Source organism: Ensifer sp. LBL (genome assembly GCF_050435225.1).
GTDB lineage: Bacteria > Pseudomonadota > Alphaproteobacteria > Rhizobiales > Rhizobiaceae > Ensifer.
Map to the genome: position 1 here is coordinate 807,944 of NZ_JBNDJY010000003.1, position 12,987 is coordinate 820,930.

Below are 12,987 nucleotides of genomic sequence, written 5' to 3' on the forward strand. Positions count from 1 at the left end.
AAGGACGCGTGCCTGGCGCAAGCCAGGCCTGCCACTCTTCCTCACGCCAACAGGATGGCGAATGCCCATGTCCGATATTCATGTGACCGCACCGGCAGCAGAGACCCCCGCGAAACCGACAGGCAGGCGGCTCGCCTTCATCGATGTCGCGCGCGGTGTGGCGCTGCTTGCCATGGCGACCTATCACTTCGTCTGGGACCTCGAGTTCTTCGGCTATGTCGCGGCAGGTACCGCCGGCACCGGCGGCTGGAAGATCTTTGCGCGGCTGATTGCCAGCAGCTTCCTGTTTCTTGCCGGCTACAGCCTCGTGCTCGGGCAATGGCCGACGATCCGCATCGACGCGTTCCTGCGCCGTTTCGCCAAGATTGCCGGCGCCGCAGCGCTGATCACGATTGCCACCTATTTCGCCTTCCCGGACACGTTCATCTTCTTCGGCATCCTGCATGCGATCGCCGCAGCAAGCCTGGTCGGCCTGATCTTCCTCAGGCTTCCTGCCGTCGTTTCCTTCGTCGCAGCAGCGGCCGCCATCGCAGCCCCGTTCTATCTGCGGTCACCGATCTTCGATGCCCCCTGGCTCTGGTGGGTCGGCCTGTCGGAAACGCTACCGCGCTCCAACGACTACGTGCCGCTGTTGCCGTGGCTCGGGCCGTTCCTGCTCGGCCTGGGTACCGCCAAGCTCTTCCACACGCGCCTGGTGTCCGCGCTCGCAAGCCGGGCTTCCACAGATGGCAAGGGGCGCCTGTGGATGACGGCCCTCGTCTTCGGCAGCCGTCACAGTCTGGCCATATACCTCATTCACCAGCCCGTGCTCATCGGACTGGTCTATCTCTTCTCGCTGCTCTCTCCGCCGACACTGCCGGATCCCAAGGAAGCCTATCGCAGCAATTGCGTTGCGGCCTGCAACCAGGGCAATCCGGCTGTGCCGTGCGACAGCTTCTGCGGCTGCACTCTCGACCGTCTGGTGGAACAGAACCTGTTCGACAGTCTGAACAGGGGAGAGATCAACGTCAGCACCGATGAACGCATTGCGCGAATCGCACAGCAATGCACAATGAACGTGCAATCAGGGGACTAGGACATGAATGCCTATCGTGCCAAGCCGCTGAACTTCCCATGGCCGGCCCTGCTCTATGGGGTCGCCACTCTTGCGGCGCTCATCCTGGCGCGACATTTTCCCATTCCCGTCGCCCATGGCCACGGTTGGTTTCCCTGGATCAGCGGCGGCATCCTGATGGTCGTCGCCGTCTGGCTCGATCTCTGGGCGGTCAAGACGCTGCTCGACCGCCACACCGCCGTCCTTCCCTCTCGGTCGGCAACCTGCCTCGTCACCTACGGGCCGTTCCGCTTCACCCGCAACCCGATTTATCTCGGCTACACCTTGATGATGATCGGCTTTGGTCTGGCGACGCTCAATCCCTGGTTCTTCATCACGGCGATCACAGCGGTCATGCTGACGACGCTCCTTGCCATCCGCAACGAGGAGCGACACCTGCTGTCGCGCTTCGGTTTCGAGTTCGAGCGCTACTGCCGACACACCAGCCGCTGGATCTGAGCGCGGGACTACGCGCAGCAAAAAGGGCAGCGCGAACGCTACCCTTCAAAATATCCAGAGATAAACCAGCGAACCTTCAGGTGCCGACGCCGATTTCGGCCAGTCGCGTCAGGCATGCCTCCTCGACATTGTCGAGTTCCGTCAGGGTATCGTCGATGTCCTTGCGCTTCTGGCGCAGCTCTTCGCGCTTTTCCTCGACGCGCGACATCAGCAGCTGAAGCTGGCCGAGCTCGCCAGGCGGGTCCTTGTAGACCTGAATGATTTCACGGATCTCGGCGATGGTGAAGCCGATGCGTCGTCCGCGCAGGATCTCCTGGATGAGCCGCCGGTCAGCCGGCCGGAACAGGCGCGTGCGGCCACGGCGCTCCGGATGAATGAGGCCCTCGTCCTCATAGAAGCGCAGCGTTCGGGTGGAAATGCCGAATTCCCGCGTCAATTCGGTGATGCTATAGTATTTATTCACGCTGCCATTCCATGTGTTCCTGCACATGCACTATCGTTGACCTTGACGTAAAAGTCAAACAACGCGCCGCGTTACGTAACGTGGAACCACCAGGTGGCGATGCCGAGAAAGCTGAAGAAGCCGGTGATATCGGTAATGGCCGTCACGAAGACGGCGGAAGAGACCGCCGGGTCGGCGCCGAAGCGATCGAGGCAGAGCGGCACGAGGATGCCGCCAAGGGCGGCAGCCATCATGTTGATCAGCATCGCAGTCGCAATGATGCCGCCGATGTTCGGGTCCTGAAACCAGAGACCGGCAAGAAGACCGATCAGCGTGCCGAAGATCATGCCGTTGAGCAGCCCGACGCCGGCTTCACGCCGGATGATGCGCGGGGCGTTGTGAATGTCGAGGCCCCGCGTTGCGAGCGCGCGCACCGTGACAGTCATCGTCTGCGAACCGGCATTGCCGCCCATGCCCGCAACGATCGGCATCAGGATGGCGAGCGCCACGATCTGCTGGATCGTCGCGTCGAAGAGGCCGATGACCGAAGCGGAGATGCAGGCGGTCATCGAATTGATGAACAGCCACGGCACGCGTGAGCGCGATGCCTCCCCGACGGAGTCCGAAAGTTCTTCGTCGCCGACGCCGCTCAGGCGCAGCAAGTCTTCTTCGGCTTCTTCCTGAATGACGTCGACGACGTCGTCGATGGTGAGCACGCCGACAAGCCGGCCGTTATCGTCGACCACGGCCGCGGAAAGAAGGTCGTATTGCTCGAACAGCTGGGCCGCCTCTTCCTGGTCCATCTCGGCCGGAATGGCATGGCTGGTGTCGTGCATGATCGCATCGACCTTGACCGACCGCTTGGTTCTGAGGATGCGGTCAAGGTCCATCGCGCCGAGCAGCTTGAAGGTCGGGTCGATCACGAAGATCTGCGTGAAACTCTCGGGCAGGTCCTCGTCTTCGCGCATGTAGTCGATCGTCTGACCGACGGTCCAGAACGGCGGCACCGCCACGAACTCGGTCTGCATGCGCCGACCGGCCGTGCTTTCGGGATAATCCAGCGAGCGGCGGAGGCGAACCCGCTCGGTAAACGGCAACTTCGCCAGGATCTCGTCCTGGTCTTCCTGGTCCAGGTCTTCCAGAATGTAGACCGCGTCGTCCGAATCCATCTCGCCGATGGCCTCGGCGATCTGTTCGTTCGGCATGTGCTCGACGATGTCGAGACGGATGGCCTCGTCGACCTCAGTCAGCGCCGAAAGGTCGAACTCCTTGCCGAGCAGCGAAACCAGTGCAAGGCGCTGATCGGGCTGGATGGCCTCGAGCAGGTCGCCCATTTCCGACGAGTGCAGGCCGGCGACATGCTGGCGCAGGTAGATCGTATCGCGATCGGCGATTGCCGCGCCGACATGCATGAGAAAATCGGAGCGGATAGAACCGTCGTCGGCATAAATGTCCGAGCCGTCAAAGGCCTTGACGTCTTCCGAGCCGCGGTCTTCGTCGCCAGTATTGCTCATGCGCGCCCTCGAAACGATTTGCTGCTTCCCGGCCGCCCACCTCGCAAGCCGGAAAGAATGCGTCCACTGACGGTTGCCTGGACCTCACCCGCCGCCATGGACGGAAATTTGGGCCTTACAGCCTGCTAGCGCAAAGCCCTGCCGAGGTCCACAGCACAGATACCACCCGGCGAGCCGCAACAACAGATTTATTCAAGCTGTTGCAAATACATGAAAAACCGGCTGCATCTCGACACAGTCGACATCGCTCGCGCGATCGGCTAGCACTTCAGTCGAGATATCGGCAGCGCAATACGCATTTGGCGTCGCCAAGGAAGATCTGATGGCCATTCGCCCCATTGTCCGCTTTCCCAATCCGCTGCTGACGCGGAAGGCGGAGACGATCACCCGGTTCGACCCGGCGCTCGAGGCGCTGGCCGCGGACCTTCTCGACACGATGCGGGCCGCCCCCGGCGTCGGCATCACGGCGCCGCATATCGGCATCCTGGAGCGCGTGACGGTGATCGAGCTCGATCGCGAAAGCGGCGCCAGGATCTTCGTCAATCCGGAAATCATCTGGCAGAGCGACGAGAAGGCGCCCCACACCGAAGGCAGCGTATCGATGCCGGGCATCCTGGAGGAAGTCGAGCGCCCGAACGCCGTTCGCGTCCGCTACCAGACGCTTCGCGGCGAGACGATCGAGGAGGAAGCCGACGGCTTCATGGCCATCTGCCTGCAGCACGAGATCGACCAGCTCGACGGCATCTTCTGGACACAACGGCTCTCGCGCCTGAAGCGCGATCGCGCCATCAAGAAGTTCGAAAAGCTGACCAGGGAGCAGGCGCGCGGTTAGCGCACCGGTTCCCTGCCCGCAACATCAAATCATAGTCACCAAGGACCGAACCATGAAACCGACCTATCTCGCCGTCATCGGCCTCCTCGTGCTTGCCGGCTGCAACAGTGCCCAGCAAAATCTCGAGCCCCTGCCCCAGAGCCTGACCTATGGCGAAAACGCTGCCAACAGAAAGACACAAGCCTCACCCGGCGCCATGGTGCAGAACCGGTTCATGTATGAGGGCCAGATGGTCTACGAGACCTATGAAGTCCAGCCCGACCGCACCTACAAGCTCGTCCGCCGCCGCATGGACCAGAGCGGACCTGCCGGCAACAACTGATACGAATGAGCGGCGCACGGGCGCAGCGACCTCTGCCGCCCGTCGCCGCCATCAATTTCGAGCCGCGTAAACCGCCGTTTCGAATTCGAGATAGCTCCCGAACGAAGCTGGATCGGCAAAGGGCAGTATCTGTGTTGCCCACAGGCCGCCGAGACCGTTTTTCCGGTCTATCCAGTAGTAGAGGTTTGCAAGCCCCGCCCAGGCCAATGCGCCGGCGGGCCGCCCGGTCGGCGCTGCTTCATCGTTGATCATGAAGCTTATCCCCCAGGACTTCGGCATCCCGGGGAAAAATTCGGCGTCGTGGGACAGGCTTTTGATCACCCCCGGAAGCTTCTTGATCTTCTTTTCTCCGAGACCGTTCCTTTCCGCCATTTCGACGGTTTCGGCCTTCAGCACGCGACCGCCGGGAGACATCCCGGCGTTGAGCCACATGCGGATAAATTTGGCGTAGTCGACAGCCGTCGAATAGAGACCGTGCCCGCCCATCTGGACCTCCGGATCTTGAGGAAGCCTGAAATCAGGCCGCGGCGACAATCGGCCGGCATCGTCCCTTTGATGTAGCGTGACCACACGGGAGGTCATGGACGGAGTCATGACAAAGCCGGTGTCCTCCATGCCAAGCGGTTCGAGGATGCGCTCCGTCATCACCGCGCCAAGCTGCTTGCCGGTGATGCCCTCAACGACCTGCCCGGCCCAGTCCAGGCTGCTCCCATATTCCCAGACGTCGCCGGGATCGAAGAGCAAAGGCGTCCGGATGGATGCATGGGATGCGGTGATCACGCTCGGCTGCCCATGCTGACGTGCCAACCGGGCATAGGTCTCGTTGAAAAAGTCATAGCCAAAGCCCGCCGTGTGCAGGAGCAGCATGCGCGTGGTGATGTCTCGTTTGGGCGGGCGGAGTTTCGGATTCCCCGCGGGATCAAACCCCTCGATCACCTGCAGCGTGCCGATTTCGGGCGCGTACTGCCTCGCGGGAGCGTCGAGATCAAGGTTGCCCTCCTCGACCAATTGCAGGCAGGCCGTCGCCGTGATCGCCTTCGTCATCGAGAAGATCGCAAAGACGCTGTCGGCCGTCATATCCGTCGCGCCAGCCAAAGAGCGCGTTCCCGCCGCGCCCTCGTAAAAATTGCCCTGTCGATCCGTTGCGATCGCGACAACGCCGGGCACGCCATCGGCGGAACGAACCGCGGCATTGAGGATTGCATCGGCACTAGTCTTGAGATCGCCGGACAAAGGAACCTCCCGCATAGCCAAGGCTTCGATACGCGCGGCAGGCGTGCCACTTTTCACGTCGAACCGCCGTGAAAACCCTAGCACCAAAGGGCGACCCAAGCCATTTTCTGTCGGCCATGGAAATAGAGAGCTGTCGGCTACTCAGCGCGAAACCAGTGAGATTCGGATTACCGCACGGCATCACGATGCCGGCGAACAGGGCACGCCAAAACGGGGCAGCTAAACATGGATTTGAAACAAAAAACCCGGCCGAAGCCGGGTATTTGGTGCGGTCGAGAAGACTCGAACTTCCACGGGTTGCCCCACAGCGACCTCAACGCTGCGCGTCTACCAATTCCGCCACGACCGCATCGTGGTAGGGCCGACTTGCGCCGGCGCGGCTGCATGTAGCAAAAGCCCCTTGAGTGCACAAGGGATGGCTGTGGACAAATTGAAAGATGGCGACGAACTGGAGCGGCATTCTCAATGCGGCGGGAAAGGTGGCGTTCAGCGGCTGTATTTCAGACCAGCGAAGGGATCTTCCAGACGCCTTTCGAGGCTTGCTCTCGCCACAACGGGATCGTCGGCAATGCCCTCGGTGTGCGCGCGCAAGATGAGCGACGGCCGACACACCCCTATTCTAATGCTTGATGTGGGCTGGGAGGCAAAGGGATGCACCGGTTACGCCCAGGCAGAAATCCCAATTTGGCTAACACCAAGATTAAAAACAAAAAAACCCGGCCGAAGCCGGGTTTTTTTGGTGCGGTCGAGAAGACTCGAACTTCCACGGGTTGCCCCACAGCGACCTCAACGCTGCGCGTCTACCAATTCCGCCACGACCGCATCGTGGTAGGGCCGACTTGCGTCGACGGGGCTGCATGTAGCAAAAGCCCCTTGGGGGCACAAGAGGATCACGACAGAAATTTGACGGGAAACGAAACTATTTCAACAGCCCGCCCGAGGAGCCCCGGAAACGCTGGACTCTTGCCGCGCGCCATCCCATGTACAGGCTCTAAAAAACAGGAATGCCGAGCGAATGCAGCGCGAAAATCTGAGCCAGGACATGTTTGCCCCTCCGGAATCACCCCCGGTTCGCTGGCGGATTGCCTCCGAACTGGTCGATTATCCGCAGGCCGTCGAGTTGATGGAGCAGGAAGCCGCGGCGATTGCCGCCGGCACCAAGGATGAACTGGTCTGGCTGGTCGAGCACCCGCCGCTCTATACGGCCGGCACCAGCGCCGACGCCGCCGATCTCGTCATGCCCGACCGTTTTCCGGTCTTTGCCACCGGCCGGGGCGGCGAATACACCTATCATGGCCCGGGCCAGCGCGTCGTTTATGTCATGCTCGACCTCAAGCGCCGGAAGCAGGACGTCCGCGCCTTCGTCGCGGCACTCGAAAGCGTCGTCATCTCCACGCTCGATTCGATGAATGTCCGCGGCGAGCGGCGCGAAGACCGGGTCGGTGTCTGGGTGCGGCGCCCGGAAAAGCCCGCCCTGCCCGACGGCTCGATGTCGGAAGACAAGATCGCCGCGATCGGCATCCGCCTGCGCAAGTGGGTGAGTTTCCATGGCTTTGCGCTCAACGTCGATCCGGACCTCGACCATTTCGGCGGTATCGTGCCCTGCGGCATCCGCGGTTATGGTGTCACCAGCCTCGTCGACCTTGGCCTGCCGGTGATGATGCCGGATGTCGACATCCGTCTGCGCGAAGCGTTCGAGACCGTGTTCGGCCCGACGACGACCGACGCGGCATAAGCCCGCTCAGTTCGACGCCCGACGTCCCGCCTGCCGCTCGCGCCAGATGATGAACAGGCCGGAGCCGACGATGATGGCGATGCCGAGCCATTTCGAGAGCGACGGGAAATCTCCGAAAATGAGATAACCAAGCGCCGTCGCCGTGACGATCTCGAAGTAGTGGAACGGCGCCAGCAACGAGACGGGTGCTGCCCGGAACGCCTTGACGACCAGCAGGTGGCCGTAGCCGGAGAGCGCGCCGAGAATAACCACCAGCATCCAGCCAAGCGGCGACTTCGGCAGCGACGGCACGAAATCGGCGCTACCCATGCCGTTGCCGATCAGGATCACCAGCGCCATCGTCAACGTGCCGCCGATGCCGGCAATCGTCTGCATCGTCAGCGGCGAGTCGCCGGTACCGACAGCGCGGTTGAGCAGCAGATAGCAGGCAAAGACGAAGGCGCAGGCAACCGGCAACAGCGCGGTCAGGCCGAAAGCGGCAAAGCTCGGCTGGATGACGATCATTGCTCCGCCGAAACCGACGACGATGGCGAGCCAGCGCCGCCAACCCACTTTTTCCTTGAGGAACGCTGCCGAAAGGCAAGTCAGGATGAAGGGTTCGACGAAGTAGATGGCGAAGGTGTCGGCAAGCGGCATGTACTTCACCGATATAAAGAAGAACAAGGCCGCAGTCGCCAGCAGCACGCCGCGCAGCAGATTGGCGAAGGGCCGCTTTGCTCTCAGCGCCTGCAGGCCGCCGGCGCCAAGCAGCAACGGTAGCGTCGCCACCAGTTGGAAGAAGAAGCGGTAGAAGGTCACTTGCCCCGGCGACATGCCCTCATAGACGGCCATGTACTTCGCAATCACGTCCATGCCCGGCAGGATGACCATCGCAAAGAGCATGATGGCGACGCCCTGCATCACCGTGTCGGTGTGTTCGGTGGTCGCGGTTCGGGCGTCTGTCATGGGGCATGCTCCTGTGGCTGCCGCAGATTAGAGCCTATGCCTTGGTTTTCAACGGCCGAAGATGCGACGGGAAAAGAACTATCCGCGCCCCAGCCGCAATTGACAGTGTTTTTGGCGCTTCGGGGTGGTCCCTCGCCGCCCAAATGCCTATAAGCTCACGACAATCTTCCGCCCCGGACCGCAAAGGTCGGCGCTCTGCCGCCTGAGGCCCGGGACCTTTGAACGTGACCGTGGCAAAGGAGATGTCCATGCGCTTGTCCACCGAAACGATGATTGCCCGCCTGCGCGACACCAGCGACGGCGATACGCTGGGAGGGCGCATCTGGAGGGCGCGCGACGCCGCCAATCTCAGCGCCAAGGAACTGGCCGACCAGCTCGGTGTGCGCACGGAGACGATCGCGGCCTGGGAACGGGATCGGGCCGAACCTCGCACCAACCGGCTGTTCATGCTCGCAGGCGTGCTGGGCGTCACCCCGGCCTGGCTGATCGCCGGGCTCGGCCGCGCACCGGATGCCGACGCAGAGGACGAGAAGGACGGCCTGCGCGAGCAGCTCGCCCTCGTCAAGAAGCTGCACGAACAGACCGGCAAGGCGATCGCCGCACTTGAGATGGAACTCAATCGCGTTCAACAGAACATTCGATAACCCATTGCGATTCCACGTGGGGCCGCCGTTCTGGCGGCCCGAAGTCATTTCAGTCCAAGGAGAAAATAGATGGATGTACGCGCCGCCGTTGCCGTTCAGGCAGGCAAGCCGCTTGAGGTCATGACGGTTCAGCTCGAAGGCCCGCGGGCCGGCGAAGTCCTGATCGAGGTAAAGGCCACAGGCATCTGCCACACCGACGATTTCACCCTGTCGGGTGCGGACCCGGAAGGCCTATTCCCGGCAATCCTCGGCCATGAAGGCGCCGGCATCGTCGTCGACGTCGGCCCGGGTGTCACCTCGGTGAAGAAGGGCGACCATGTCATTCCGCTTTATACGCCCGAGTGCCGCTCCTGCCCGTCGTGTCTGTCGCGCAAGACCAATCTGTGCACCGCGATCCGCTCGACGCAAGGGCAAGGCCTGATGCCGGACGGCACCTCGCGCTTCTCGATCGGCAAGGACAAGATCCACCACTACATGGGCTGCTCGACCTTCGCCAACTATACGGTTCTGCCGGAGATCGCGGTTGCCAAGGTCAACCCGGACGCGCCGTTCGACAAGATCTGCTACATCGGCTGCGGCGTGACGACCGGCATCGGCGCCGTCATTAACACCGCACAGGTGGAAATGGGTGCGACTGCGATCGTCTTCGGTCTCGGCGGCATCGGCCTCAACGTCATCCAGGGCCTACGTCTTGCCGGCGCCGACATGATCATCGGCGTCGACCTCAACAACGACAAGAAGGCCTGGGGCGAACGCTTCGGCATGACCCACTTCGTCAACCCGAAGGAAGTCGGCGACGACATCGTGCCTTACCTCGTCAACATGACCAAGCGTGGAGCCGACCAGATCGGCGGCGCCGACTATACCTTCGACTGCACCGGCAACACCAAGGTGATGCGCCAGGCGCTCGAAGCCTCGCATCGCGGCTGGGGCAAGTCGGTCGTCATCGGCGTTGCCGGCGCCGGTCAGGAAATCTCCACCCGTCCGTTCCAGCTGGTTACCGGCCGCACCTGGATGGGCACCGCCTTTGGTGGCGCACGCGGGCGCACCGATGTGCCGAAGATCGTCGACTGGTACATGGAAGGCAAGATCGAGATCGATCCGATGATCACCCACACCATGCCGCTCGAAGACATCAACAAGGGCTTCGAACTGATGCATTCGGGCGAGAGCATCCGCTCGGTCGTTCTGTACTAAGCTGTTATTTTGATTCAAAGAGGCGCCGGAGACAATTGATTTCCGGCGCCTTTTCAGTCCCGTTGAGAAGTTGATTCAAGATGATCTATGTCGACGCAGACGCCTGCCCGGTGAAAACCGAAATCCTGAAAGTGGCCGAGCGCCACGGGATCGAGGTGACATTGGTCGCCAATTCGGGCCTGCGCCCTTCGCGCGACCCGATGGTGCACAATGTCATCGTCTCGGCAGGTTTCGACGCGGCCGACAACTGGATCGCCGAACGGGCGCATGAGGGCGACATCGTCGTTACCGCCGACGTGCCGCTTGCCGTTCGCTGCGTTGCCGCCGGTGCGCTCGTCACCGGCCCCTCCGGCCGGGTCTTCGACAAGGGCAATATCGGCATGGCCTCTGCGATGCGTGACCTCGGACAGCACCTGCGAGAGACCGGCGAAAGCAAGGGCTACAACGCCGCTTTCACGCCGCGCGATCGTTCCGCTTTCCTCGAAACCCTTGACCGACTCGCGCGGCAGTCGAAAAAATGACCGCGCAACGGGCGGGATCATGGGGCCCGCAACCGCAGGGGCACTAGCATGGCAACGACGACGAAGCTTAGGCATTGGCCGTTTTACGCCGCCATTCTGTGCGCGCTCGCAAGCGTGCCCGTCCTCTGGTTCGTGGCGCAGCGTTTCGCCCTTGAAGGGGCTGCGATCACCTTCTTCTGCGTCTATCTCGTCATGTGTTGGCGGCGACTGCGAGTGATGACCGGCCGGCATCTGAAGACCCATGCCCGAAACACCGACGAGCCCGAGGTCGTGATCCTGCTGGTGACGTTCGGGGCAGCAGCGAGTTCGCTCGTTTCCCTGTTTTTCGCGCTGAACGGCGAGAAGTCCGGCTCGGCGCTGGCGCTCGGCCTCGCCTTCGCCTCCGTCGTGCTCGGCTGGGCAACAATCCACATGATGGCGGCCATGCACTATGCCCATGCCTATTGGATCGCGAACCAGGACCAGCAGACATCAGAGCCGGCCCGCGGCCTCGAATTTCCAGGCACGCCGGAGCCCGGCGGATACGACTTTCTCTATTTTTCCTTCGTCATCGGCATGACGGCGCAAACATCCGACGTCGCCATCACCACGACCGCCATGCGGCGCATCAACCTGATGCACGCCATCGTTTCGTTCTTCTTCAACACCGTGCTCGTCGCCGCCGCCGTCAACGCGGCCGTGCAGCTTGCCGGCTGAGCAACTTTATCCAAGGAGCATCCCATGAAAGTCCTTTCGCAAAACACCGCCTTCGGTGGCATGCAGGGCGTCTTTTCGCACGAGTCCGAGGCCTGCAAGGGCGAGATGACCTTCGCCGTCTTCGTGCCGCCGCAGGCGATCAGCGAACCGCGGCCGGTGCTCTGGTATCTCTCCGGCCTTACCTGCACGCATGCAAACGTCATGGAAAAAGGCGAATACCGGCGCATGGCCGCCGAGCTCGGGCTGATCGTCGTCTGCCCGGATACCAGCCCGCGCGGCACGGATGTTCCCGACGAACTGACGAACTGGCAGATGGGCAAGGGAGCAGGCTTCTATCTCGATGCCACCGAAACGCCCTGGGCCGAGCACTACCAGATGTATAGCTACATCACCGAGGAACTGCCCGCCTTCGTCAGCCAGCACTTCCGCATGGACATGAGCCGCCAGGGTATCTTCGGCCATTCGATGGGCGGTCACGGCGCCATGACCATCGCGCTCAAGAACCCGGACCGTTTCAAGAGCTGCTCGGCCTTCGCCCCGATCGTCGAGCCTTCGACCGCCGACTGGTCGGTCGGCGCCTTCGAGAAGTATCTGGGCGCGGACCGCGCCGCCTGGCGCCAATATGACGCCTGCGCGCTCGTCAAGGACGGTGCGCGCTTCCCCGCGTTCCTGATCGATCAGGGTAAGGCGGACAGCTTCCTTGAAAACGGCCTGCGCCCCTGGCTGTTCGAGGAAGCGGTCAAGGGCACGGGCATCGATTTGACGCTGCGCATGCACGAACGCTACGACCATTCCTACTATTTCGTCTCGACTTTCATGGACGACCATCTGCGCTGGCATGCCGAGCGGCTGGCCTGATCATCGAATGGCGCAATTCCGAGCGGAAGTCACTTTCGCCGAATTGCGCCGCCAATTTTGACCCGGAGCGACTGATGACCCATCTTCTCCTCGTTGGCGCCGGCGGCGCGATCGGCTCGATGCTGCGCTATCTCGTCGGTCTTTGGGCCGTCCACCGCTTGGGATCCGGTTTCCCCTGGGGCACGTTCGGGGTCAATGTAACGGGCTCGTTCCTGATTGGCGTGCTGGCCGAAGTGATCATGCGCAAGTTCGGCGCCTCGCCGGACATGCGTGTCTTCCTCATCACCGGCGTCCTCGGCGGTTACACCACCTTTTCCGCCTTCTCGCTCGACGCGATCACGCTCTTCGAGCGCGGCGATGTCATGCTCTCGGCCGTATATGTCATCGCCAGTGTCGCGCTTTCGATCCTCGCGGTCTTCAGCGGGCTGGCTCTGATGCGCGCAATAGTCTAAAGGCTCGTCTTACAGGCGCTGCGTATCCACGGGACACGCGGCGC

General features: G+C 62.1%; 15 protein-coding genes and 2 tRNA genes. 11 read left to right on the forward strand and 6 right to left on the reverse strand.

Going from position 1 to position 12,987, the window contains the following annotated elements:
- Window positions 1-67 precede the first annotated feature (67 nt).
- Together OKW20_RS15540 and OKW20_RS15545 are read left to right on the forward strand one after the other, a co-directional pair.
- The gene (locus tag OKW20_RS15540; protein WP_429173381.1) at window positions 68-1,075 is read left to right on the forward strand and encodes a heparan-alpha-glucosaminide N-acetyltransferase; all 1,008 of its coding nucleotides are present in this window, start codon (window positions 68-70) and stop codon (window positions 1,073-1,075) included.
- Between the two features lie 3 nt (window positions 1,076-1,078).
- Window positions 1,079-1,552, forward strand: a complete 474-nt coding sequence (locus OKW20_RS15545) for a methyltransferase family protein (RefSeq protein ID WP_043624844.1) — start codon at window positions 1,079-1,081, stop codon at window positions 1,550-1,552.
- A gap of 76 nt (window positions 1,553-1,628) precedes the next feature.
- Here the strand turns inward: OKW20_RS15545 and OKW20_RS15550 are convergent, their stop codons facing one another.
- Window positions 1,629-2,042, reverse strand: a complete 414-nt coding sequence (locus tag OKW20_RS15550) for a MerR family transcriptional regulator (protein WP_043624847.1) — start codon at window positions 2,040-2,042, stop codon at window positions 1,629-1,631.
- Window positions 2,043-2,086: 44 nt separating this feature from the next.
- Window positions 2,087-3,508, reverse strand: a complete 1,422-nt coding sequence (gene mgtE, locus OKW20_RS15555) for a magnesium transporter (RefSeq protein WP_043624851.1) — start codon at window positions 3,506-3,508, stop codon at window positions 2,087-2,089.
- A gap of 322 nt (window positions 3,509-3,830) precedes the next feature.
- Between mgtE and OKW20_RS15560 the strand changes: the two genes are divergently transcribed.
- Entirely contained in the window at window positions 3,831-4,340 is a 510-nt protein-coding gene (locus OKW20_RS15560; protein WP_429173384.1) for a peptide deformylase, read from the forward strand.
- Window positions 4,341-4,392: 52 nt separating this feature from the next.
- Window positions 4,393-4,662, forward strand: a complete 270-nt coding sequence (locus OKW20_RS15565) for a hypothetical protein (protein ID WP_043624859.1) — start codon at window positions 4,393-4,395, stop codon at window positions 4,660-4,662.
- 51 nt (window positions 4,663-4,713) lie between these two features.
- Here OKW20_RS15565 and OKW20_RS15570 read toward each other — a convergent pair whose 3' ends face one another.
- The 3 genes from OKW20_RS15570 to OKW20_RS15580 all read right to left on the reverse strand — a co-directional run bounded on the left by OKW20_RS15570 (window position 4,714) and on the right by OKW20_RS15580 (window position 6,717).
- Window positions 4,714-5,895, reverse strand: coding sequence for a serine hydrolase domain-containing protein (locus OKW20_RS15570; protein WP_429173387.1), 1,182 nt, complete (start codon window positions 5,893-5,895; stop codon window positions 4,714-4,716).
- Window positions 5,896-6,159: 264 nt separating this feature from the next.
- Window positions 6,160-6,244: transfer RNA gene (locus OKW20_RS15575), tRNA-Leu, on the reverse strand.
- A gap of 388 nt (window positions 6,245-6,632) precedes the next feature.
- Window positions 6,633-6,717 (reverse strand) — tRNA-Leu (locus tag OKW20_RS15580).
- A 193-nt stretch (window positions 6,718-6,910) separates the two neighbouring features.
- Here OKW20_RS15580 and lipB point away from each other — a divergent pair.
- Window positions 6,911-7,630 (forward strand): lipoyl(octanoyl) transferase LipB, encoded by a 720-nt coding sequence (gene lipB, locus OKW20_RS15585; protein ID WP_429173390.1) that lies wholly within the window; start codon window positions 6,911-6,913, stop codon window positions 7,628-7,630.
- A 6-nt stretch (window positions 7,631-7,636) separates the two neighbouring features.
- On the opposite strand, the gene OKW20_RS15590 is transcribed toward lipB, so the two are convergent.
- On the reverse strand, window positions 7,637-8,575 hold the full coding sequence (locus tag OKW20_RS15590; RefSeq protein ID WP_429173393.1) for a DMT family transporter: 939 nt from the start codon (window positions 8,573-8,575) through the stop codon (window positions 7,637-7,639).
- A 248-nt stretch (window positions 8,576-8,823) separates the two neighbouring features.
- On the opposite strand from OKW20_RS15590, the gene OKW20_RS15595 reads away from it, so the two are divergent.
- The 6 genes from OKW20_RS15595 (at window position 8,824) to crcB (ending at window position 12,943) form a co-directional block, all read left to right on the forward strand.
- Window positions 8,824-9,219: a helix-turn-helix domain-containing protein gene (locus OKW20_RS15595; RefSeq protein WP_429173395.1), complete on the forward strand. Its 396-nt coding sequence runs from the start codon at window positions 8,824-8,826 to the stop codon at window positions 9,217-9,219.
- Between the two features lie 69 nt (window positions 9,220-9,288).
- Entirely contained in the window at window positions 9,289-10,416 is a 1,128-nt protein-coding gene (locus tag OKW20_RS15600) for an S-(hydroxymethyl)glutathione dehydrogenase/class III alcohol dehydrogenase (protein WP_077967684.1), read from the forward strand.
- Between the two features lie 80 nt (window positions 10,417-10,496).
- Window positions 10,497-10,937 (forward strand): YaiI/YqxD family protein, encoded by a 441-nt coding sequence (locus tag OKW20_RS15605; RefSeq protein ID WP_043623348.1) that lies wholly within the window; start codon window positions 10,497-10,499, stop codon window positions 10,935-10,937.
- A 48-nt stretch (window positions 10,938-10,985) separates the two neighbouring features.
- On the forward strand, window positions 10,986-11,633 hold the full coding sequence (locus tag OKW20_RS15610; RefSeq protein WP_429173398.1) for a DUF1345 domain-containing protein: 648 nt from the start codon (window positions 10,986-10,988) through the stop codon (window positions 11,631-11,633).
- Between the two features lie 24 nt (window positions 11,634-11,657).
- Complete coding sequence (gene fghA, locus OKW20_RS15615) at window positions 11,658-12,491, forward strand: S-formylglutathione hydrolase (protein ID WP_429173400.1); 834 nt, start codon at window positions 11,658-11,660, stop codon at window positions 12,489-12,491.
- A 74-nt stretch (window positions 12,492-12,565) separates the two neighbouring features.
- Window positions 12,566-12,943, forward strand: coding sequence for a fluoride efflux transporter CrcB (crcB, locus tag OKW20_RS15620; protein ID WP_429173403.1), 378 nt, complete (start codon window positions 12,566-12,568; stop codon window positions 12,941-12,943).
- The last annotated feature ends 44 nt before the right edge of the window (window positions 12,944-12,987 follow it).